This is a genomic window from Actinophytocola sediminis, from assembly GCF_054779715.1.
The window spans coordinates 1-20664 of sequence record NZ_BAAGXS010000096.1; the positions used below are offsets into that span (position 1 = coordinate 1).

General features: G+C 70.1%; 26 protein-coding genes and 1 pseudogene. 8 read left to right on the plus strand and 19 right to left on the minus strand.

Annotation, left to right across the window (positions count from 1 at the left end):
• Positions 1 to 590: pseudogene (locus tag ACYVIP_RS41205) on the minus strand (hypothetical protein); the annotation flags it as partial.
• 102 nt (positions 591 to 692) lie between these two features.
• Between ACYVIP_RS41205 and ACYVIP_RS41210 the strand changes: the two are divergent.
• Positions 693 to 1457, plus strand: coding sequence for an HpcH/HpaI aldolase family protein (locus tag ACYVIP_RS41210; protein WP_460406530.1), 765 nt, complete (start codon positions 693 to 695; stop codon positions 1455 to 1457).
• Positions 1454 to 2029, plus strand: a complete 576-nt coding sequence (locus tag ACYVIP_RS41215; RefSeq protein WP_460406531.1) for a hypothetical protein — start codon at positions 1454 to 1456, stop codon at positions 2027 to 2029. The genes ACYVIP_RS41210 and ACYVIP_RS41215 overlap by 4 nt, the downstream gene beginning before the upstream one ends.
• Here the strand turns inward: ACYVIP_RS41215 and ACYVIP_RS41220 are convergent.
• From ACYVIP_RS41220 to ACYVIP_RS41235, 4 genes are all read right to left on the minus strand, one after another.
• The gene (locus ACYVIP_RS41220) at positions 1996 to 2712 is read right to left on the minus strand and encodes a hypothetical protein (RefSeq protein WP_460406532.1); all 717 of its coding nucleotides are present in this window, start codon (positions 2710 to 2712) and stop codon (positions 1996 to 1998) included. The genes ACYVIP_RS41215 and ACYVIP_RS41220 overlap by 34 nt on opposite strands.
• Positions 2709 to 3023: a PadR family transcriptional regulator gene (locus ACYVIP_RS41225; protein WP_460406533.1), complete on the minus strand. Its 315-nt coding sequence runs from the start codon at positions 3021 to 3023 to the stop codon at positions 2709 to 2711. The genes ACYVIP_RS41220 and ACYVIP_RS41225 overlap by 4 nt, the downstream gene beginning before the upstream one ends.
• An 81-nt stretch (positions 3024 to 3104) precedes the next feature.
• Positions 3105 to 4214 carry an MBL fold metallo-hydrolase gene (locus ACYVIP_RS41230; RefSeq protein WP_460406534.1) on the minus strand — a complete coding sequence of 370 codons (1110 nt, stop codon included), beginning with the start codon at positions 4212 to 4214 and terminating at the stop codon, positions 3105 to 3107.
• Between the two features lie 168 nt (positions 4215 to 4382).
• Complete coding sequence (locus ACYVIP_RS41235; protein ID WP_460406535.1) at positions 4383 to 4889, minus strand: DoxX family membrane protein; 507 nt, start codon at positions 4887 to 4889, stop codon at positions 4383 to 4385.
• A gap of 103 nt (positions 4890 to 4992) precedes the next feature.
• Here ACYVIP_RS41235 and ACYVIP_RS41240 point away from each other — a divergent pair, with 103 nt between their 5' ends.
• Positions 4993 to 5208: a hypothetical protein gene (locus ACYVIP_RS41240; RefSeq protein ID WP_460406536.1), complete on the plus strand. Its 216-nt coding sequence runs from the start codon at positions 4993 to 4995 to the stop codon at positions 5206 to 5208.
• A 93-nt stretch (positions 5209 to 5301) separates the two neighbouring features.
• Here ACYVIP_RS41240 and ACYVIP_RS41245 read toward each other — a convergent pair whose 3' ends face one another.
• On the minus strand, positions 5302 to 6741 hold the full coding sequence (locus ACYVIP_RS41245; RefSeq protein ID WP_460406537.1) for an acyl-CoA synthetase: 1440 nt from the start codon (positions 6739 to 6741) through the stop codon (positions 5302 to 5304).
• Between the two features lie 117 nt (positions 6742 to 6858).
• Here ACYVIP_RS41245 and ACYVIP_RS41250 point away from each other — a divergent pair, with 117 nt between their 5' ends.
• From ACYVIP_RS41250 to ACYVIP_RS41265, 4 genes are all read left to right on the plus strand, one after another.
• On the plus strand, positions 6859 to 7332 hold the full coding sequence (locus ACYVIP_RS41250) for a nuclear transport factor 2 family protein (protein ID WP_460406538.1): 474 nt from the start codon (positions 6859 to 6861) through the stop codon (positions 7330 to 7332).
• Positions 7333 to 7374: 42 nt separating this feature from the next.
• Positions 7375 to 7809 carry a VOC family protein gene (locus tag ACYVIP_RS41255; RefSeq protein WP_460406539.1) on the plus strand — a complete coding sequence of 145 codons (435 nt, stop codon included), beginning with the start codon at positions 7375 to 7377 and terminating at the stop codon, positions 7807 to 7809.
• A 70-nt stretch (positions 7810 to 7879) separates the two neighbouring features.
• Positions 7880 to 8494: an RNA polymerase sigma factor gene (locus tag ACYVIP_RS41260; protein ID WP_460406540.1), complete on the plus strand. Its 615-nt coding sequence runs from the start codon at positions 7880 to 7882 to the stop codon at positions 8492 to 8494.
• Positions 8487 to 9011 (plus strand): hypothetical protein, encoded by a 525-nt coding sequence (locus tag ACYVIP_RS41265; RefSeq protein WP_460406541.1) that lies wholly within the window; start codon positions 8487 to 8489, stop codon positions 9009 to 9011. Before ACYVIP_RS41260 ends, ACYVIP_RS41265 begins: the two co-directional genes overlap by 8 nt.
• A 66-nt stretch (positions 9012 to 9077) precedes the next feature.
• On the opposite strand, the gene ACYVIP_RS41270 is transcribed toward ACYVIP_RS41265, so the two are convergent.
• Positions 9078 to 9563 carry a cytochrome P450 gene (locus ACYVIP_RS41270; RefSeq protein ID WP_460406542.1) on the minus strand — a complete coding sequence of 162 codons (486 nt, stop codon included), beginning with the start codon at positions 9561 to 9563 and terminating at the stop codon, positions 9078 to 9080.
• A gap of 23 nt (positions 9564 to 9586) precedes the next feature.
• On the opposite strand from ACYVIP_RS41270, the gene ACYVIP_RS41275 reads away from it, so the two are divergent.
• Positions 9587 to 11272, plus strand: a complete 1686-nt coding sequence (locus ACYVIP_RS41275) for a recombinase family protein (RefSeq protein WP_460406543.1) — start codon at positions 9587 to 9589, stop codon at positions 11270 to 11272.
• Positions 11273 to 11330: 58 nt separating this feature from the next.
• Here ACYVIP_RS41275 and ACYVIP_RS41280 read toward each other — a convergent pair whose 3' ends face one another.
• The 12 genes from ACYVIP_RS41280 to ACYVIP_RS41335 form a co-directional block, all read right to left on the minus strand.
• Positions 11331 to 11492: a hypothetical protein gene (locus ACYVIP_RS41280; protein ID WP_460406544.1), complete on the minus strand. Its 162-nt coding sequence runs from the start codon at positions 11490 to 11492 to the stop codon at positions 11331 to 11333.
• Between the two features lie 8 nt (positions 11493 to 11500).
• Positions 11501 to 11683: a hypothetical protein gene (locus tag ACYVIP_RS41285; protein ID WP_460406545.1), complete on the minus strand. Its 183-nt coding sequence runs from the start codon at positions 11681 to 11683 to the stop codon at positions 11501 to 11503.
• A gap of 7 nt (positions 11684 to 11690) precedes the next feature.
• The gene (locus ACYVIP_RS41290; protein WP_460406546.1) at positions 11691 to 11942 is read right to left on the minus strand and encodes a hypothetical protein; all 252 of its coding nucleotides are present in this window, start codon (positions 11940 to 11942) and stop codon (positions 11691 to 11693) included.
• A 33-nt stretch (positions 11943 to 11975) separates the two neighbouring features.
• Positions 11976 to 12770 carry a GH25 family lysozyme gene (locus ACYVIP_RS41295; protein WP_460406547.1) on the minus strand — a complete coding sequence of 265 codons (795 nt, stop codon included), beginning with the start codon at positions 12768 to 12770 and terminating at the stop codon, positions 11976 to 11978.
• 129 nt (positions 12771 to 12899) lie between these two features.
• On the minus strand, positions 12900 to 13223 hold the full coding sequence (locus ACYVIP_RS41300) for a hypothetical protein (protein WP_460406548.1): 324 nt from the start codon (positions 13221 to 13223) through the stop codon (positions 12900 to 12902).
• A 102-nt stretch (positions 13224 to 13325) separates the two neighbouring features.
• Positions 13326 to 14063, minus strand: a complete 738-nt coding sequence (locus ACYVIP_RS41305) for a hypothetical protein (RefSeq protein WP_460406549.1) — start codon at positions 14061 to 14063, stop codon at positions 13326 to 13328.
• Between the two features lie 38 nt (positions 14064 to 14101).
• Positions 14102 to 15232: a hypothetical protein gene (locus ACYVIP_RS41310; RefSeq protein ID WP_460406550.1), complete on the minus strand. Its 1131-nt coding sequence runs from the start codon at positions 15230 to 15232 to the stop codon at positions 14102 to 14104.
• 9 nt (positions 15233 to 15241) lie between these two features.
• Positions 15242 to 16393, minus strand: coding sequence for a hypothetical protein (locus ACYVIP_RS41315; protein WP_460406551.1), 1152 nt, complete (start codon positions 16391 to 16393; stop codon positions 15242 to 15244).
• Positions 16394 to 16406: 13 nt separating this feature from the next.
• Positions 16407 to 17276 (minus strand): phage tail family protein, encoded by an 870-nt coding sequence (locus ACYVIP_RS41320; protein ID WP_460406552.1) that lies wholly within the window; start codon positions 17274 to 17276, stop codon positions 16407 to 16409.
• On the minus strand, positions 17276 to 19252 hold the full coding sequence (locus ACYVIP_RS41325) for a phage tail protein (protein ID WP_460406553.1): 1977 nt from the start codon (positions 19250 to 19252) through the stop codon (positions 17276 to 17278). Before ACYVIP_RS41325 ends, ACYVIP_RS41320 begins: the two co-directional genes overlap by 1 nt.
• A gap of 146 nt (positions 19253 to 19398) precedes the next feature.
• Positions 19399 to 19953, minus strand: a complete 555-nt coding sequence (locus ACYVIP_RS41330; RefSeq protein WP_460406554.1) for an HNH endonuclease signature motif containing protein — start codon at positions 19951 to 19953, stop codon at positions 19399 to 19401.
• Between the two features lie 215 nt (positions 19954 to 20168).
• Positions 20169 to 20663 carry a DUF7426 family protein gene (locus ACYVIP_RS41335; RefSeq protein ID WP_460406555.1) on the minus strand — a complete coding sequence of 165 codons (495 nt, stop codon included), beginning with the start codon at positions 20661 to 20663 and terminating at the stop codon, positions 20169 to 20171.
• Between the last annotated feature and the right edge of the window lies 1 nt (position 20664).

Genomic DNA, 20664 nt, shown 5'->3' on the forward strand with positions numbered 1-20664 from the left:
TCGCCGGCGAGGTGCTCGGCCAGCTCGTCGGTGTCGGCCTGCGCCTCGGCGATGGCCGGGTGGCGGCGGTCGGCGCGGGCGAGCTCGGCGGCCGAGAACGTCCGCTCGACGCGGATGTGCTCGGCGCAGGCGAGGATCCGGCGGCGGCTCTCGGCGAGCGTGCGATCGGACTCGGTGCTCAGCAGGTCGAACTCCTGCAGCCGCATGGTCGCCACGATCACCCGGTGCCCGCCGGTGAGCAGCTCGTCGATCACCGTGGGCGACAGCACGTCCAGATACCGCTCCAGGTCGTCGAGCCAGAGCACCGCCCGGCGGGCGCGCGACATCTGGGTGACCGCGTCGGCGAGGTCGGGCGGCGCGGGCGCGAACAGCCGGTGGCGGCCGAGCGTGGCGGTCACCGCCTCCCAGGCCAGCCGGGTCTTGCCGGCCGCGGCGTCCCCCACGACCAGCGCGAACCGGCCGGGCCTGAGCAGGCCGACCAGGTCCTGGTGCCGGTCGCGGCGGGCATAGGGTGCCAGCCCGCCGTGCGCCCGGTGCACGCCGGCGGCCACCGGGTCCCTGAACGACCGCACAGTACCTTCGCGCCTCATCCACACCTCCCACCGATGGTGTCGTCCCGACCGCGCCCAGCGTCACCATGGACCGCGCGAGAGGATGACGATGTCACAGTCGATGCCGGGAGGAGCACCATCATGACCGCTGCCCAGTTCGCCGCCAAACTTCGTGCCCGCGAGCCGGTGATCGGTTACTGGTCGGCCCTCGACGCGCCACCGGCCACCGAGCGGATCGCGCGCCTCGGCTACGACTACGTCTGCCTCGACGGCCAGCACGGCCTGCTCGGCTACTCCGGGCTGCTGTCCTCGCTGATCGCGGTGGACGCCGCCGGTGGCGACACGGTCGGGCTGGTTCGGGTGGAGGCCAACGACATCACCCCGATCGGCCGCGCGCTGGACGCCGGGGCGTGCGGGGTGATCGTGCCGCTGATCGAGACCGCGGCCGACGCCGAGGCCGCGGTGGCCGCCGTCCGGTACCCGCCGGCGGGCAGACGTTCCTACGCGCCCAGCCGGGCGGGCCTGCGAGTGGGCATGAAACCCGCGGAGGCCAACGCGGTCAACGTGGTGCTCGCGATGATCGAGACCCCCGGCGCGTTGTCCGAAGTGGACGCCATCTGCGCGACGCCCGGCCTGGACGGGGTCTATGTCGGCCCGTCGGACCTGAGCCTCGCGGTCGGTGGCGCGTTCCCGATGGACCCGGCGGTGGCCGAGGAGTTCGAGCGGGCGGTGGCGACCGTGCGGGAGTCGGCGCGCCGGGCGGGGATCGCGGCCGGCATCCACACCCCGAACGGGCAGACCGCCGCGCGGCGGCTGGCCGAGGGCTTCACGTTCGCCTCGATCGCCTCGGACCTGGCGCATCTGGAGGCGGCGGCCAGGGATCATCTGGCGGCGGCGCGCGGATGACCGGAACGGACGTGGGGCCGAGGGCGACGCTGACCGTGCTGTCGGGCACGGCGTGTCTCGCGTTGTTCGCGGTGTGGCTGTTCAGCTCGGGCACCGTGGCGCTGGTCACCGGCCTGCTCGGCGCGTTGGCCGGGTTGGTGCTGGTGGTGGTGTCGGTGGTCGGCACGATCGTCGACCACCGGCCGGGCGTGGTGCTGGTGTCGCTGGCGTTTCTCGGCGTGGGCGCGGCGGTGACCTCGGTGGTGTTCGGCCTCGCCTACCTGGAGGAGTCGGTCACCTATCTGCGCGGTGAGCAGACGACCGCGCGGATCACCCACTGCGAGCGGGATGACGGCGAGCGGGAGGACTGCGAGGCCAGCTGGCGCGCCGATGGCCGGGAGCACACCGGCGAGGTCGAGCTGTCCTTCGCCACCCGGCCGGGCCAGACCCTGCCGGTCCGCGCCGCCGGGGACGAGGCGGTGCGCACGGGTGGGTTGACCGTGCTGGTCGTGGCGGCCAGCGGGGTGGCGGTGGTGTCGCCGGTGGCGGTGCTCGTGGGCTACGTGTCGGTGCGGCGTTCGCGTTCTGCCTGACCGTTGGCCGCGCGCAGCGACCGGCGCAGCCGCAGCGCGTGGCGCAGTTGCCTGGTGGCGTAGAGGATCTGGCGTTTCTTGGACGGGCGCAGGTAGTACAGCTCGGCGCGGAACTCGGCGCCGAAGCGTTCCCGGTGTTCTGCCGGCAGCAGGAACACCGAGGTCGATAACAGCATCCTGGACAGCGGGTTCAGCCGAATGACCAACACCCGCAGGGAGAAGTCCGCGCCGGCGAGCGCGAGCGCGCGGGCGATGTCGTGCGCGTCGGCCAGTGATCTGGCCAACGCGCCCGCGCCGGGAATTCCGCCGGCGATGTCGCGCATTCTGGCGATCCGGAACGTCAACTCCCACGCTTCGTCCACATCGGACAGGCCGACGAGTCGTTCGCTGATGAGATCCGCCTCGACGAGGTGGCGTAGCCGGTATCGGCCGGTGCCCATGTGGCGGACCATGGAATTGGTCAGCTGATGGGCGCGAATGTAGGAATGGCCGAGAACGAGCGCGAGCGTGCGCGCCCGGCGCCGCGACCGGGGGTCCTCGAGGTGGACGAACGAGCCGAGCCTGCCGATGGCCCGGAAGGCGTCGCCGTGCCGGTCGCCGTGCGGGAACGCGCTGTACTGGATGAGGCCACGTAGGCGAAGGGCGAGTCCGGAAACCGTGTAGCGGAGCCGAACGCCGATCACTGGCCCCTCCCCGCCAGCCCTGGCCGCAGCCGCAGCCTGGCCACCGCGGCGTCCGCGCGCGCGAGTGCCGACTGGACGGTCGCGATGCTGTTGGGGTCGAGCCGGTAGTAGCGCCTGCGGGGCCTGCCCTCTGTTCGCGGGTCGATGTTCTCCCAGTGGCTGCGTACCCAGCCCGCTTGTTCCAGGCGCGCCAGAATGGGATGAATTGTGCCGCTGGGCAACCCGGCGGCCGAACAGATCTCCAACCCGTACATCTCGCGCGGCGGATCTTCCAGCAGCGTTCGCAGCACGAGTTGGGTCGGGATGGTCATTCGCGGACTGGCCCCAGGCATTGTCTAACTCTACTTAGGGCCCTAGGTAGAGAGCAACACTGGGTGAGCGAACGGACCCGATCAGGCGATGTCGCGCCACCATCCGTCCGGGTCAGGAGCGTGGGCGACGGTCAGCAGCTCGCCGGGGCGCGGCACGGCGACCTGGATGCCGGACGCGGCCGTCAGCAGCCGTTCGACCGGCTCCGACCAGGAGTGCATGGCGAGGTTGAAGGTGCCCCAGTGCACCGGGACCAGCAGGCCGCCGCGCACCGCGCGGTGGGTGGCCACGCCCTCCTCCGGGGTCATGTGGATGTCCGGCCAGTACGGGGAGTAGGCGCCGACCTGGATGAACGTGACGTCGAACGGGCCGTGCCGCTCGCCGATCTCCTGGTAGCCGTCGAAGTAGCCGGAGTCGCCGGTGTAGAACACCCGGTGGCGCTCGCCGGCGACCACCCAGGACGCCCACAGCGTCGTGTTGCCGCCTGGCCGCAGCCGTCCGGAGAAGTGCCGCGCGGCGGTCGCGGTCAGCTCGATGCCGGCGACGGTGGCGGACTCGGTCCAGTCGAGCTCGTCGATGCGCTCTGGCGACACCCGCCAGCGCTCGAGGTGCGCGCCGACGCCAAGCGGCACGACGAACCGGGTCCTGGGCCAGAGCGCGGCGATCCGGCGGATGGTCGTCATGTCCAGGTGGTCGTAGTGGTCGTGGGAGATGACCACGGCGTCCACCGGTGGTAGGTCGGCGATGGGCACCGGCACCGGGTGCAGCCGCCGGGGCCCGAGCAGGGCCGACGGTGAGGCCCGCTCGCTCCACACCGGGTCGAACAGGATCCGCCTGCCCTCGAGCTCCACCAGCACGGTCGCGTGGCCAAGCCAGCTCACCCGCAGCGTGTCGGCCTTGGTGGCGCCGAAGTCGGGCACGCGCACCGGCACCTGGCCGGTCGGCCGCCGGCGTTCCTTGCCGGCGACCAGGTCGCGCAGCATGCCGCCGGACGGCGCCGCGATGCCGGCCGGGACCGGGTTGTGGAACCCGCCGTCGTGGAAGTTGGGCGAGGCCTTCATCCTGGCCAGCCGCTCCCCCGTCGGCCGGCCGCCGAGCGCCGACGGCACTCCCCAGCCGGCGCCGACCAGCGCCGCGCCCGCCCCCACCGGGACCAGCAGCGCCGAACGCCGCATCACCTCACCGAACCGCACCGGCTCTCCTTCCACACGCTGATCAGAACCCCCGTCCGCTCCGATACTCCCCCCAAAACGCTGAGGACCCGCTGAGACCCGCCGAGGCGGCCGACAAAACCGGTGTGCCCCCGCTCAGCCGGGCTGAGTGGGGGCACACCGGGGGCGAGGTCAGCGTTCCTGGGCGGTTCAGCGGGTTCGGGGGGTGCGGCGGATGCTGCCGTAGATGACGAGGACGGCGCTGAGCAGGATCAGGTTCTTGATCACGAACTCGCCCTCGGTGGTGAGCATCAGCACGTTGCCGTCCTGGAAGGTGACCGCCGGCTGGGTGAGCAGCGCCAGGAACGTGCCGCACAGGTGGGCGAACAGTAACGGCAGCACGATCCGCAGGCCCCGGCCGACCAGCAGCGCGGCGCCGAGGATGACCTCGACCACGCCGAGGAAGGGCACGAACCAGCCGCCGTCCAGCAGCGGGATCCAGTTCACGGTGTTGTCGACGAACTCCGCGACCGGCGTGTCGTTGGTGATCTTGAGCGCGCCGAACCAGAGAAAGGTCAGTGCCAGCGTCAGGCGTAGCGCCGGTCGGCCGATGCGACCGGCGAGGTCGATCAGCGCCGTCTCGGTGCGGATGATCAGGTTCGGGCGGGGCTCGGTCTGCTGCGCCGGGAAGTCGGGGCGCTCCTGCGTCGTGGTCATCGTGGATCTCCTCTCGCTCCGCATCAAGCCTGACGGTCGACCGGGGTCGGGCGCGTCCGTTGCGCGGCGTCATTCGCCCTGCTCAACCGGGGTAAGCGCACGTGTGACCCGCTACGCCGGGCGGGGCCGGGCCGGCGACGCCGACCGAGGTAGCGCGGTGGTCGCGCCTACGCCCGCTGGGTTAGCCGGGTCCCAGTCCCAGCTGGGACCCGAGGCAGGTCGCGCTGGTCACGCCGGCGTCGGCGCCAGCGCCGTCGACGAGGCGCCCGGCGGCGACCCCGAGCCCGCCGCCGAGCCCGACCAGGTCCCCCGGGCGTAGCCGACGGCCGCCTCGCAGTGCCCTGAACAGTGCCCTGAATGAGGCATTGGCGACGGTCAACGTCCCGAATGGGGCATTCAGGGCAGTTGCCGGTCAGGCGCGCAGGGAGCGTTTCATGATCTTGCCCATGTCGTTGCGTGGCAAGGACTCCAGGTACCGGACCACCCGTGGACGCTTGTGCGGCGCGAGCAGCCGGGCGACGTGGTCGGCCAGTTCGTCGGCCGTCGGCGCGGCACCGGCCGGCACCACCCACGCCACGATCCGCTCGCCGAGGTCCTCGTCCGGCTCGCCGGTCACCGCGGCCTCGGCGACGCCCGGGTGCTCCAGCAACGCGTTCTCGATCTCGCCGGCGCCGATCTTGTACCCGCCGCTCTTGATCAGGTCCGTGGCCCGCCTGCCGACGATCCGGACGTAGCCGTCCTGGTCGAGCACGGCCATGTCGCCGGTCCGGAACCAGCCGGCGCGCATCGCCTCGGCCGTGGCGTCTGGGCGGTTGAGGTACTCCAGGAACAGGTTCGGCCCGCGCACCTCGATCTCGCCGACCGTCTCACCGTCCTGTTCGGACAGCAGGACGCCGTGGTCGTCCACCAGGCGCACCGAGATCCCGGCCAGCGCCGGCCCGACCGCGCCCGGCCTGCGGTCGCCGGTGGCCCGGATGGCGGTGTTCATCAGCGTCTCGGTCATGCCGTAGCGCTCGACCACCCGCTGGCCGGTCGCGGTCGCGATCCGTTCGTGCACCGTGGCCGGCAGCGCCGCCGAGCCGGACACCAGCAGCCGCGCGCCGCCGATCGCCTTGGCCAGCGCGGGGTCGGCCTCGCAGTCGGCCGCGAGCCGGCTGTACATCGTCGGCACGCCGAAGGCCATCGTGGCGTCCTGCGCGAGCGCGGCGCCGAGCGCGGCCGGGGAGAACCGGCCGAGATGGCGCAGGGTGCCGCCCCGGCGCAGCGGACCGAGCACCCCGATGATCAGCCCGTGCACGTGGAACAGCGGCAGCCCGTGCACCAGCACGTCGGCCGAGGTCCACGCCCACGCCTCGGCCAGCGCGTCCAGGTTCGAGGTGACCGACCGCAGGGGCAGCACGACGCCCTTGGGCGGCCCGGTGGTGCCCGAGGTGTACACCACGAACGCGGGCGTCTCGCCGTCGTGCGCGCCGAAGGGCCCGCCGGCCACCTGGGCGCCGGTCGGCCGGTCCAGCCGGATCGGCAGCTGGGGTAGCGCGGCCAGCGCGGCCGGCAGGTCGACCCCGGGCGCGGCCAGTACCGCGTCCGGCGCGCTGTCGGTGACGATGTGGGTCAGCTCCCGCTCGCCGATCTTCGGGTTCACCGGCACCACCGCCACCCCGGCGGCCAACGCCCCGACCACCGCGACACAGGTCTCGATCGTCGGCGTCGCCCACACCGCGACCCGCCGCCTGCCGGCGAGCGCGCCGGCCAGCCGCTCGGTGAGCCAGGCGAGCTCGCGGTAGGTCAGCTCCGCCTCGGGGAAGCGCAGCGCGGCGCGGTCGCCACCGTCGGCCAGCTCAGGGAACAGCATGGACTATCTCCTCACCGCGGTGGACCAGCTCGGTGGCCAAGAGTACGGAGTGCCGATCCGATCATGGGCAGCTTCGACGTTGACCGGCCTTCGAGTGCGCCGCCGCACACTCTCGCCATGACTCTTGAGGATCGGGCGGAGATCACCGACACCGTGGTCAGCATGGGCTGGCTCCTCGACCGTCGCGACTGGGACGGTCTGCGGGAGCTGTTCACCGAGCAGGTGTACACCGACTACACCGACCTCTGGGGCGGCGAACCCCGTGAGGGCACAGTGGACCAACTGCTGAGCACGACCGCACAGGGTTCGTGGCGCCGCACCATGTCCGGCCTCGAGGCGACCCAGCACCTGATCACCAACGTGCTGGTGTCGGTCACCGGCGACGACGCGACCGCGACCGCCAACGTGCTCGGCGTCCACCGGCTGACCAACCCGCACGGCTCTCCACTGTGGACCTCCGGCGGCACCTACGACTTCCGCCTCACCCGCACGGCCGGCGGCTGGCGGATCCGGGCGATCACCTACAAGATCAGCTGGGTGGACGGCAACCAGCAGGTCCTGTTCCGCGCCGCCATGGCCGCGGCCGCCTGATATTCGGTATCGGTGGGCGGCGGGCGTCACTACGGTGGGCCGATGGCGTCGGTCAGGCAGTTCCAGGTGACGTTCGACTGCGCGGAACCCGAGCGGGTGGCCCGTTTCTGGTGCGACGTGCTTGGCTACGTCGTCCCGCCGGCGCCGGAGGGGTTCGCCACCTGGGCCGACTTCGATCGCACGCAGCCGCCCGAGCGCCAGGGTGCGGCGTTCGCCTGCGTCGATCCGTCCGGTGTCGGCCCACGGCTGTACTTCCAGCGCGTGCCGGAGGGCAAGGTCGTCAAGAACCGGGTGCATCTGGACGTGCGGGTCGGCACCGGGCTCGTGGGGGCGCGGCGCCTCGCCACCCTCGAGGCCGAGTGTGCCCGCCTGGTCGCGCTCGGCGCGGTCCGCGTACGCCTCCTGCCCGCCGACGAGGAGAACGAGTCGTGCATCTGGATGGAGGACATCGAGGGCCACGACTTCTGTCTCGACTGACGGACCTGGCTCCAGAGCTGCTCCCGAGCTGAGCGTGGAACCGGCCGAGGGCCGCCGGACATTCCCCGGTGTGAGCCACGATCCGACCCTGAGCGAGCGGGCCGACGCCGACCTGTGGCGCGCGGTGGCCGCCGGCGATGTCCAGGCCTTCGCCGCGGTGCACGCGCGGCACGTGGACCGGGTCTACCGGCACTGCTACGCCCGGCTGGGAAACCGTGCGGACGCCGAGGAGGCGGCCAACCAGGTCTTCCTCGAGGCGTGGCGCAAGCGCGACCGGCTCGTGGTCGGCGACGACGGGGTGGTGGCCTGGTTGTTGGCCGTCGCGGGGAACGTGGCGCGCAACCGCCTGCGCGGCCGGCGCCGGGAGGTCTCGTTGCTCGGCAGGCTGCGGCACCGGCCGTGGCCAGACGAGGAGGATCGGGCCGACCTCGACGCCCGGTTGGAGGCCGATCGGCACTCCGCCGCCCTGCGCGCGGCGTTGGCGCGACTGCGCCCGCGCGGCCAGGACGTCGTCGCCCTGTGCGCGATCGAGGGTCTGTCCTACCGCGAGGCGGCCGAGGTGCTCGGCGTCCCCGTCGGCACGGTGCGGTCGCGGTTGAGCCGCGCGAAGTCGACGTTGCGGGCGACGCTCGACGCGGAGGGTGTCACCGGAAAGCTCTTCGGAGAGGAAGGTCGCGATGCGTGAACTACTCGACGGCGCGGGGACACTCACCGCGGCGCAGCGGGCCAGGTCGTGGGCGACGATCGACGCGGCGATCGCCGAGGAGCCGCGCCGGCGGCGGCGCGGGCGGCTGCGGTTGGTCGCCGCCGGCGTGGCCGGGGCGGCCGTGCTCGGGGCCACCGCGGCGATCGTGGCGTCCCGCCCGGTGACCGACCTGAGCATGGTGGAGTGCCGCAGCTACGCCGCCGACGGGACCTCGCTCGCGGGCACCGAGGTGTCGAACGCGAGCCCCGCCGGCAGCGATGTCCCGGCCACGATCCAGGACGCGGTCGGCGCGTGCGCGGGGTTCTGGCGGTCGGGCCTGCTGGTCCGGGACGTCGCCGGGATCCACCCGCCCGCAGACTGGGACGGGCAGCTGACCGGGCGGCTCCCGGTGCCGCCGCTGGTCGGCTGCACCCGCGACGACGGCGCGGCGGTCGTGGTGGTCGGGGACACGCCGCAGGCCTGCCACGACGCCGGGTACACCCCGACGACGGACTAGTCACGTCGCAACGGCCCGGCGCCCTGAATGAGGCATTGGCGACGCTCACCGTCCCGAATGAGGCATTCAGGGCGGGGGCAGGTCCCAGCGGGCCCACAGCGTGGGTGGTCGGCGGAACACCAGGCCGCGGGGCGGGTCGTCGGCGGACAGCCGCAGGCCGGGCAGCCGGTCGAACAGGGTGCGCACCGCGATCGTCGCCTCCGCCCTGGCCAGGCGGGCGCCGAGGCAGAAGTGCGGGCCTTGCGCGAAGGCCAGGTGCTGGGTCACGTTGGGCCGTCGCGGGTCGAAGCGGTCCGGGTCGGCGAAGATCGCCGGGTCCCGGTTCGCGCCGGCGATCGAGACCACGACGAGGTCGCCCTCGGGGATGTGCGCGCCGCCGAGGTCGACGTCGCGGGTGGTGTAGCGGTCGATCACCGCGGCGGCGGGTTCCAGGCGCAGTGACTCCTCGACCGCGCCGGGGGTCAGCTCCTCGTCGTGCCGCAGCAGGTGCCGGACCAGGTTGGTGATCATGCCCGCGGTGGTGTCGATGCCACCGAACATGAGCACGGCCATGTTTTGACTTAGGGTACCTATCTATGGATAAACGAACGTTTGTGCGACCGCGTACCGTGCGGAGCCTTGCCGAGGTGCACCTGGTCGGAATCAAGTACGTGCGGGCGTCCCAGGATGCGTCGGGTCGAAGTATTTCGGTGTCTTCGCAGGTAGATGAAGGTGATGAGTTCTTCGAGGAGTTCAGTGTCGAGGATGTAGGCACGTTCTGCGATAACGACATGTCGGCGTCGCTGTACGCGACCGAGGAACGCCCTGAGTATGAGAAGGCGTTGGACATGCTGCGGCAGGGGCGGGCGAACCTGCTATGGACGTTCGATCCGTCTCGCGCACAGCGGGATCTCGCGTTGTATGTCCGGTTGCGCCAGGTATGTATCGAAACCGGCGCGTTCTGGGCTTACGGCGGTCGGGTTTATGACATGACCAAGGCGGCGGACCGGAAGGCGACCGCTCGGGATGCTGTGGAGGCGGAAGGCGACTCGGACAAAATCTCGGAGCACTCGCGACGTGGTAAGCGCAAGCGCGCCAAGCTGGGTTTGTGGACGGGGCCGGTACCGTACGGCTACCAGCGTCGGTATGACCCCGGTACCGGTGAAGTGCTGGATCAGGTGATCGTCTCGGAACAAGCTGCGGTGATCCGCAGGATTGTGGGCTGGGTACTGGATGGCAAGGCGCTGACGTGGATCGCGCGGGAGCTGAACAAGGAGTCGGTACCGTGTGCACGGGACCGTCGCTGGAACGCCCGGCTGGTGACCCGGCTTGTTGAGGAGCACAGCCGTGATAAGAACTGGAACAGACTATTAGCCAGGCTGGCAGAGGACGCAAGGGAACTCGCCGTCATTGTTGTGGAGCGGGTCGCCAATGGTGAGGCACCGAAGGCGATTGCGCGGGATCTGAACAGGAGTGATGTGCCGTACTTGTTCCGATCGCTGTGGAACGAGGTCAAGGTTCGCAATATTGCGTTGAGCGAGTCTGCCGCTGGGCTAGTTGTGCTGAATGGGAAAGTGGTTGGCAAGGGCAAGTGGGAGCAGATCATCAGCGACGACGAGCGCCTTCGACTGGCGGCAAGGCTCCGCGATCCAAGTCGTCGCCAGAACAAGGATGGCGTGCGGGTCAGGTATTGGTGGAGCGGGATCGCTACCTGCGGTGAGTGTGACGGACCGCTGGCGCGTAAGACCCAGAACGGTAAGAGCCGATACGTATGCCGCGAAAAATGGTGTGTCGGGCGGACTCAGACCAAGCTGGACGCGTACCTGACTGAGCAGGCGTTGCGACTGCTGGAGCGCACGGACGCGGCGAAGCTGTTCCGTATCGAGGAGGACAGCAGCGGCGCCTACACGGCATTTCAGGAGGCCGAGCGGTTGCGAGCGGAGTTGGCGGCGTGGAAGGTGGACGCGGCGGCGGGGCGGGTGTCACGGGAGAGCTTCCTGGACATCGAGCCGGGCTTGCTGGATCGGATCAAGAAGGCTGAAAAGCGTGCCGAACAGATCAAGCTGCCGCCGCAGTTGATGGACGTGATTGGCCCGAACGCCCGTAGGGCTTTTCTGTCTCTGGACGTGACCGCGCAGCGGGATATTCTGCGCACCATCATGCGTCCTCGGATCTACAAAACTGTTCGCCGTGGGAAAGGTGTGTTCGATACGTCGACTATCGATCCCGGATTTCGGTACGGACCATCCTCTCAAGACGACGAACCTGCTACGACAGCCTGATTCACTCGGAAGGCTCCGGCACCCTCGCATCAGGAGTGGATGCCGGAGCCTTCGATTATTACTGAGTGCGGCGGTGGTTGTCGATCAGTTGTCGAGTTACGGGGCGGAACAGGTCCGCAATGCGGTCGATCTGGGTCGGTGTGAGTGGTGGCGCTGCGTCGGCGCTGGCGTGCGCGGCGGCGAGTTCCTCGGGGGTGAGTACCTCGGCCGGGTCGCGCATCGCCGGGGTCATAACGAGCGCACGCCCTCCGGGCGCGTGGTGTCAGTGCGGCGGTCGGTCGCGGTCCTCGGTTCGTGGCGGAGGAGGTGGGTGACGATGTTGACGTCGGCGAGGAGACGTTGGAGGCGGTGCCAGGCCCACGGGCCGCGCCGGGCGCCGTGGACCAGGAGCAGCGTGGGTGTGTCGGTCATGGATTGATCAGTTGTCGGTGTGCAGGTCGAGGACGTCGCGTGGGGTGTGGCGGGTGAGCCAGCCGACGCCGTAGGTGATGCCGCCGGTGACCAGGGTGGTGACAACGCTGGTGATGGTGGCCTTCAGCGCGTCGGGAATGTCGGTGCCGTGGAACAGGTAGGCGAGCAGGGACAGCACCAGCCCGGAGAGGGCCGCGGCTGCTGCGCTGGTCTTGACCTTGGCCTCGATGATCGCGGGGCGGGGGGTGGGGGTGGTCATGATGGATGTTCCTTTCGTGTCATGGCGGGTGGATCAGGGCAGGTGCAGGACCTGGCCGGGGTGGATCAGGTTCGGGTCTGGGATGTTGTTGATCCGCTGGAGGTTCTGCCAGGTGGTTCCGTGGCGGTGTGCGATGGCGGAGAGCGTGTCGCCGGGTCGCACGGTGTAGGTGTTGGGCGGTTTCGGTTGTGGTGTTGGTCGGGGTGCGGGGGTGCCGTCGAGGACGAGGTGGGTGAGGGTGTGGGTGCCGATGGTGGCGTTGCGGTCGACGTTGCCGGGGATGCCGGGGACGGTGCCGGTGCTGGTGTGTTGGTGTAGCGCGAGTTTGGGGTGTACCCAGCCGGGGTTGCCGGGGTCGCCGTTGTAGCGGGCGATCCAGAGCAGGACGTCGGCGTCGGCCCATTCGTTGGGGCGCAGGACGCGGGTCCACCAGTCGAGGTTGGCGTAGACGAGGACCCGGCGGATGCCGGTGGCGTGGCGTAGGCGGGTGATGAAGGTGGTGATGAAGGGGTTGGCGTTGCCGCGTAGTTCGGCGGCTTCCATGTCGATCATGGGGGCGAGGGAGCCGGGGTTGAGAAGGCCGAGGGCGCGAAGGTGGGTGGCGAAGTGGTTGACCTGTCTGGTGATGTCGGTGTTGCGGGCGAAGTGGTAGCCGCCGGCGCGGATACCGGCGGCTCGGGCGCCGCTTGCGTGGCCGGGGGCGGCGTTGTCGATGAAGGTGGTGGATTCGGTGACTTTGATCGAGGCGTAGGTGATGTTGTTGCCGCGTACGGCTTTCCAGTTGTCGACGCGGTTCCAGTGGCTGATGTCGATGCCGTAATCGGTCACTGCGTGTCCCTCCAGGACAGGTGTGCGTGACGACATGGCCGACTCGGGCACGTGCCCGGATCGGCCACAGCGGGGAAGTACGGGGGCGTTGGGTGTCGGTGGCGTTGGTTGACGTGCCTGACCGGGGTGTCAGTTCTTTCGTGGTGGATCGCGGGGCACGTTGTCCGGGCGGGGTCGGCGTCGGGTGAGTAGCCACGCCAGGAAGTTGAGTCCCGCTATCGGGATCATCAGTGGTTGGGCGTACTGGAACCCGGGGAAGCCGGCGGCGTAGCCGAAGGTCAGGAAGGCGAGTTGGGCGATGGCGAGGACCAGCCATCCAGCACCTTGCGCCCGGAAGATCCACCGGGTGACGCCGAGCCGGGTGAGCAAGCGAGCGAGTGCCGGGCCGACGAGCGCGGCCGAGATCGGGTTGGCCAGGCCGATCACCCAGGACAGCAACTCCAGCACGGTCACCGGCACACGTCCTTCCCGGGTTCGGCGATGGTCAAGGGTGCTGGGGCGGGGAACGTGCTGGTGGTCGGGCCAGGTGTTCGGGTTCTGTTGTGTCGGGCTGGGTCAGCTTTGGCGTAGGTAGCAGCCCAGCGGCGCGCAGAGCACCTCGCCGGTCCCGTTGGTCTGGGCGGTGAGCCGGATGGGCACCCAGTCGTGGCCGACGTGGTCGGCCACGGCGAACGGTCCTCGCCGGTCGGTGGTGGCGGCGGTCACGACCCAGCTGCCGACGTAGTCGGCGCCGACGTAAAGGCGGTAGGTGATGGGGCCGGTTCCGCTGGCGTGGCCCCAGGTTCCGCCGATCTCGATCCAGGGGTGGCTGATGGTCGCGTGCCCTTCCCACAGGGTCTTCTCGCTGAGGAGCTCGGTGGAGTCGATCGCCCACCGTCCGGTGATGCCGGGGTCGGGTGCGCTGGGCAGGAACGCCGGGTAGAGCGGGACGGGCAGCCAGGGTCGGGCGAGGCCGGCGCCGGTTTCGGCGTCGTCGGAGACGATGATCCGACCCTCGTTGTCGGTGAGCGCCCAGAACTGCCGGCCACCGACGGCGGTGTAGGTGTAGAGCACGTTGTTGCCGCCTTCGCGGCGGATGCGGATGATCTGTTTGCCTTGGTTGTCGGGTCCGATGTAGACGATCTCGTCCTGGTTGTCGTCGATCATGCGGATGAAGGCGTCGTTGAGGAGGGTCAGGCCGCCTTTCTCGATGGTCGCCGAGGTGAGCCCCAGCGCCTTCCAGAGTTGCTGGTACTGGAGTTCGAGCCGCTTGATCCGGTCCAGCAAGTTCGATGGCTGGTTGACTTGCCCCATACGCTCTCCTGTCCTGAGGCGATTCCCTACGCGATATTTCAGGCGGTGTCGTCGAGAAGCGGAGCGAGGGTGAGGGTGATCCGTTCGGCCGACACGCTGGGCGCGTACGCGATCTCGACTACCCGCACGGGGCCGGTGAATCCTGTGCGGTGGAACGGATCGGCGGGCACGACCAACTGGCCGTCGTCGCCACGGGACACGTCGGCGGCGGTGGGTGCAACGTCGCCGCGTACCACGATCTTGGGCAGGACGACGGGCATGCGGGCGGTCTGCTGGTCGGCCTCGGCGTGCCCGAACAGTGTGGCGGCGCCTTCGGCGCTGCCGTAGTTGTGTTCGACCTCCAGCAGCGGGAACCCCTGGGCGTACTTCGTGGTGTCCTCGTGCACCGCGATCGGCAGGCCGAGGTCCACCCCTTCCCCTACGGCGAACGCGCGGGTGGCCATCGATGAGCCGTCGGAGGGCCAGGTGTAGGAGGTGACGTTCCCGCCGACCTCCCACACGTGCGCGCTGCCCTGCTGGCCGAGCCAGGGCGTGCCGAGCCGCAGCACCCGCAGCGGCGGGCCGCCGGCGGGGTTGGGTGCGATGTCGAACACGAGGTCGGGGCCACCGATGACGTTGCACAGCTGCCGCAGGCTCTCGCCGACGTCGGCGAGGTCGTAGCCGTTGTACGTGCGGTCCCGCAGGAAGAACGACTCGGTGTCGTCGAGCCGGATGCCGATGTCGCCGCCGGTGTGCGTTTGCGCGAGGGCGACGAGTTGGCGGGCGATCTCGTTCTGGTCGGTGTTGTCGTAGGTGACGGACAGACCGGCCACGGTGGACAGGTCCGGGTCGGCGGGCAGGAGCGGGAGCACTTTGCGGTGGTCGAAGTAGGTCCAGAACTCGCCCGCGCCGAGGGTGACGGTCTGGGAGGTGGAGTCGTAGGAGCGGGTCCAGATGATGCCGCCCCACTGTGGGCGGCTGTCCCGGTAGGCGTAGATCACCCGCCGGGCCGGCATCGTCAGGTCGTAGGGGTCCAGCCGGGTGGTCTTCTCGCCGAGCTTCCATGAGCAGTCGAAGCGCCCGGCCGCGTTCAACGGCTTGGTGAACCGCACCGCGGTCGGTGTGAAGTCCTCCAGGATCCGTCCGCTGCGCAGGTCGGCTAACTGGTAGGTGTAAACCGGCGCGGCCATCGGAGGGGATCACGCGGGGATGACGTCGACGTGGAAGTAGTAGTCGGCCTGCTGGTTCAGCGGCCCGAAAGAGACTGTCCCTTGGAGACCAGTCTTGAACAGGAACCGCACCGTGTGCGCGCCCGTGTAGACGGTGCGGGCGCGGCGGTACGGGAGGTTGAGGAACCCGACCGGGTTGGGGAAGTTGGTACCGGTGACTTCGAGGAACGCGATCGACACAGTGTTCGCGTTGGTGGTCTCCGACACCTCGGGTTGGACCGTGCTGTCCACGGTGATCGAGCCGGCGTGGGAGATGTAGCCGACGTTGCTCGACACGGCGGTGAGCCGCATCCCGGCGCAGCCGGCGATCAGGTAGGGCCAGCCCGGGTCGGTGATCTCCACGGTCGCGACCGTGTAGGTGGTGTTCTGCCCAGCGTTGACCGGCGCGTTGGCTCCTGGGCCGACCGCGTTCGGCTGTGAGTAGCTGACCTGCCGGGTACCGCGCCACGTCGTCCCGTCGTAGCTTTCGAGCCAGTCCCGTTCCCGCCGGTAGACGACCAGGCCCTCGTACGGGTTGATGATCGCGTCCCGCCACGTCCGATCCGCCACGGGAAGCACACCGCCGACGGCCACCGTCACCCCGAGATCGATGTTGTTGATGTCGTCCTGGCTGATGGTCTCCGCGCCAGCCGGCACGGTGATACGCGCCTTCACGACGTAGTCCGGTGACCAGCCGCCCTCGGTCGGGTCCGGGGCGACCGGGCTGAACGACGGAGTACCGACCACGTGCCGCACACGCAGATCGGAGTCGGTGTCGCCGTGGTAGGTGTCGGACTGCTGGAACACGATCAGATCGATGCGCGGGTTGGCCGGGTCGGCGGGCGCGGTGCCGAGCACATCGATCGTTTTCACGGTGTCCAGACACAGGAGGTAGCTGCCGCCCCCACCCGGGCGCACCGATTGACGGGAGCCTCGGAACGGGGCGACGTGCACTTCACCGGTGGGGGTCGGTGTCGTGGCGGTGACCGCGCCCGCCGCATCCGCTGCGGGGAACAGGCCGGACCGTGACGTGGTGGGGCCGGTCGGGGTGAGCAGCCCGCCGATGGTCAGGCGGGCATCGACCTCGGTGATCTGTCCCGTGTCGTCGACCGCGCCCACAGCCCAGGAGTGCCGCTCAACCAACAGGATTCCCTCCTCACAGGTCGGTGTGGTGGTAGAGGCAGGTGAGTTGCCCGGAGCCGGTCAGCGTCTCGAACCGCACACCGGTCGCGGCGCCCGGCGGCAGGGTGAACCACTCGCGGCGGACCAGCTCGCTGCTGCGCGACACCCCGGAGGACACGAACCCCACGGTGCGGTCCTCGGTGGTCAGGTCGAGCTGTTGGCCGGCGGGCACGGTGAAGGTGTCGGCCAGCCACAACCGCTGCCCGGTGCCGAGGTTGGTGATCCGTGCCCCGGGTGCCGGGCCGGTGATCCGCCACACCGGCTGGGCGTGCGCCCCGCCCTCGTTGGTGAGCGCCAGCTCGCCGCCGGCCCGTCCTGCGCTGAACGCGAGCGGGAACATCAGCGGGAACACCAGGCCACCGGAGGGCGGTTGCGCGGGGCTCGTCGACGGGGACAGCTGCGGCAGCCGTAGTCGGCGCGGGTTGGTCGCCCGCCACCGCACCACGCCCTCGGTGACGCCGACCGCGTACCGGCGGCCGGTCGGCACGATCACACCGGTGCACCGCGCCCACACCAGCGCCTTGGCCCCGTCCCACTGGATGACCAACGGCTCCTCGACCGGGTTCTCATCAGGTGCCGTGACGCGCTGCAACTCGGCCACCGCCGACCTGAACTCCGGCAGCGGGTGCACGATCCGGTAGGTCGCGGTGATCGTGCGCCGGCCGACGAGCAACTGCCCCGGATGCGCGCCATGCTGGTTGTCCCGGTCGATGTCGCCGTCACGCATCTCGGGCCGGTCCAGCCAGCCTTCGAGATTCACCAACCGGTACGGGGTGCCGGAACCGAGCAGCGTGCCGCGCCACTCGATCTGCCGGTCACGGGTGATCAGATCGCCTGCGGCCACTATCCACCACCCCGCGATAGCCAGTCCCATGCCTGCGCCTGCTCGGCCGGGTCCGCGTCCTGGGGTGCGTGGTAATGCTCGATGTGCAGCGGGCTGCGGCTCGCCGCGCCGCCGCTGCCCCCGGCGCCGCTGGTGTCCGGGAACGTGCCGGCCTGGCTGGTCGCGGGCTGGTAGGCGGCGGGCTGGGTGGGAGCGGGCAACCGCGGTGCCGGGATGGCGGATTCGGCGAGAGCGGTCGCCGCGCCGGCGACCGGGTCCACCATGGACGCCAAACCGTCGACCAGACCCTGTCCACTCCAGACACCGATCTGGCGGAACACCTTGCTGGGGCTGGCGATGCCCAGCACGTCAAGCGCCGCATCGACCGCCATGTCGATCAGGTCACGGAACCAGCCGATCACGGCGTCGGCCATCGATTTCAAGCCGTTGAGCAGGCCCCGCAGGATGTTCTTCCCAGCGTCGACGAGCAGCGAGCCGAGATCGCCGAGCGCGCTGAGGATCCTGCCCGGCAAGCCCTTGACCCACTCGACCAGCTCACCGAGCTTGCGGATGGCCCCGTCCCGGACACTGGCGAACCAGCCCGCGACCTTCCCCGGCAGGCTGACCAGCCAGCCGAAGAAGTCGATGATGCTGCCGACCCCGGCACCGACCGCGCTGACGGCGTTCCGAATGTGCCGGACGATGTTGTCGTCGATCCAGCCCCAGATCACGGCGGCACGATCCGACAGCCACTGCCAGGCCGACCCCACCGTCTGGGTGATGGAATCCCAGTTGGTGATGATCAACGTGGCGAGCGCGATCGTCGCGCTGATGATCAACAACCACGGGTTCAGGTTGGACACGACGGTGAGCACCCGAACCGCCGCCGTCACCGCCTCGAACGCCCGCACCGCCCCGTACAGGCCGATGGCCAGCGGCCCGAGCCAGTACGCGTTCTGCGACAGGACGATGGCCAGCTGCGTCAGGATCGGGCCGGCCGCCATCAGCGCCACCACGAGCACCGACCCGACCTGGGTAGCCACCTGCGCGAACCCGGGGCCGAGCGCCTGCACGACCGGGGCCAGCTCCTGGAGCGCGGTCAGCAGGACCTCACTGACCACATCGGACACAGTGGCGAGCACCTCGCCGAACGCGGCAAGCGTCTGCTGGCCCTCCACGGACTCCAGGAACGCCCGCACCTGGCCGGTGAGCGCCACCAGCGTGTCCAGCAGCCCCGCGCCACCCAGGCCCAGCCCATCGAACACCGCGCCCGCGATCGCGCCCACGTTGCCGAGCAGCTGGCCGAGCTGGCGCAGGGTGTCCAGACCGGAGGCGATCCACTCGTGCAGTTCGCCGGTCTCCCGCGCCTCGCGCACGAACTCGGCCGCGCGCTGTGCGGCGTCGGCGAACCCACTGGCCATCCCGGGGAGGAACTCCGCGCCGACCGCGACCAGATCCAGCAGGATCGACACCAGCGGCTGCACCGCCGACGACACGCCACCAACCGAGGCGCGGACCTGCCCGAAGATCCTGCTCACCGTCTCGACCTGGCGGGACTGACCCAGGAACGCCGCCGTGCCACGCGCCGCGCGGTTGAACTCTCCGGCCACCCCGGACAGCCCGGTCTCCAGCACCGGCAGATACCGGCCACCCAGGACGCGGACGTCGTCGGCGACCCCGGCGAACAGCTCCTCCTGGGTGGCCCGCTGCACCGACTTCCAGGCCGGGCCGAGATCACGCACGGCGACAGCGGTGTCGCGGGCGGCCGGGGACAGCCGCTCCAAACTCTCGGCGAACGCCGCCGGGTCGTCGACGTTCCTCATCGCGAGGCCGAACCCGGCCATGCCGACCCGGGCGGCGGCCATCCCCACCCCGACCGCGACCCCGGCGGCCGGGAGCACTGCCATCGCCGCGCCCAGCGCGGCGACCGTGCTCGCCACCCCATGCACCGCCGCACCGGCGGTGGCCACGTTCGACATCGCCAACGCGACCCGCACGAACCCGGCCTCGGCCCGATCAGCCAGCCGCGTCAGGTCGTCCGACGTGCCGCCGGCAACGCGGCTCAGCGCGGCACGGGCCTTGGCCAGCCCGCGGTGCCAGTCCGACGAGTCGATCCGGAGGAAGCCGACCAGCTCACCGACCGTCAGACTGATCGCTCAGCCCTCCGACGAAGGCGCTCCTGCAGGCGCTTGCAGACGCGGCATCGGCGATGACCAGTCGCGGGACTGCGGTAGGTGTTCGCGCTGTTGAGCGGGTGGCCACGCAGGCACACGGTCTTGGCCGCGTTGACCGCAGCCTGTGCGTAGGGCGAGCGCAACGTGTTCTCGCGCGCGTCGACCGGCTCCAGATGCGCCGGATTCACACCGTGCCGAACCCGACAAAGATGATCGATCTGCAACCCGCCCGGGATAGCGCCACGGAAGCGGGTGTACGACCAACGATGAGCAAGAAAACGCACCCGCCCGACCGTGAAGCGGGCATAGCCATTCGGGAGAAGCGAACCCATCCAGAGCCAACAACCACCGGCGTCGACCCGCACCCGAGCGCGGAACCGGGCATCGTCGTCGCCCTGGATCTGCACCACCGCGCGCGGGTCACCGTGCCGCAGCCAACGCCGAAGATGCTTGACGCAGAAACCGTGGGCCTCGCGGCGATCGGAACAGCCGTCAATCACGCACGCCAACGCCGTACCGGGCACCCCCAGACGGCCAAACCAGCTGAGAGAACAGTGACGTCAGCGACCCGGCACACGAGGATGCGCGGGTGCGAGAGCGCGGGTCAGGCGGGAGTCGGCCGACAACAAACCAACGATCCGGGTCCGCAGCCACCGCCACGAACGGGAATTCAAAATTCCCGACTCGACATCCACCCCGTACAGCTCATGTAGATCCGCCTCGACCAACGACCAGCGCTCTAAGACCTGCGCCCAGGTACAGCCGTCTTCGTCGCCTTGGCCTTGCGGGTACGGGTCGTACCACTCCCGGAGCCCGGTTGCCGGGTCGATCGGACCGCCCGACGGCTCGCCCGATTCCCGGCCAACGCTTCCGGGTCCGGCCGACCCGCCGCGTTCCAATACGCCTCCGCAGCAGCCCGACCCGCCGCCGCGTCCAACCACGCGGTCACAGCAGCCGTCTTCAACATCGGCCACGGCACCCGATCAGCGAGCATCGTCTCGTAGGCCGGACCGAGCGCATCCCGATACAGGTCGACCTCCCCCATGTCGTCGAGCACGACCGCGTCCAACTCCCCCTCGTCGTCGCCGGCCTGCGCCAGCTGCGCCGCAACCTCAGCCAGCCGCTGGAACCGCAACCCGGTCTCCGCGTCCACAGGCGGCACAAGATAGATCTTTCCCTTGTACGGCAACGACAACCCCGCATCAAGCAAGTCCCCGAGATCCTGGAACACCACA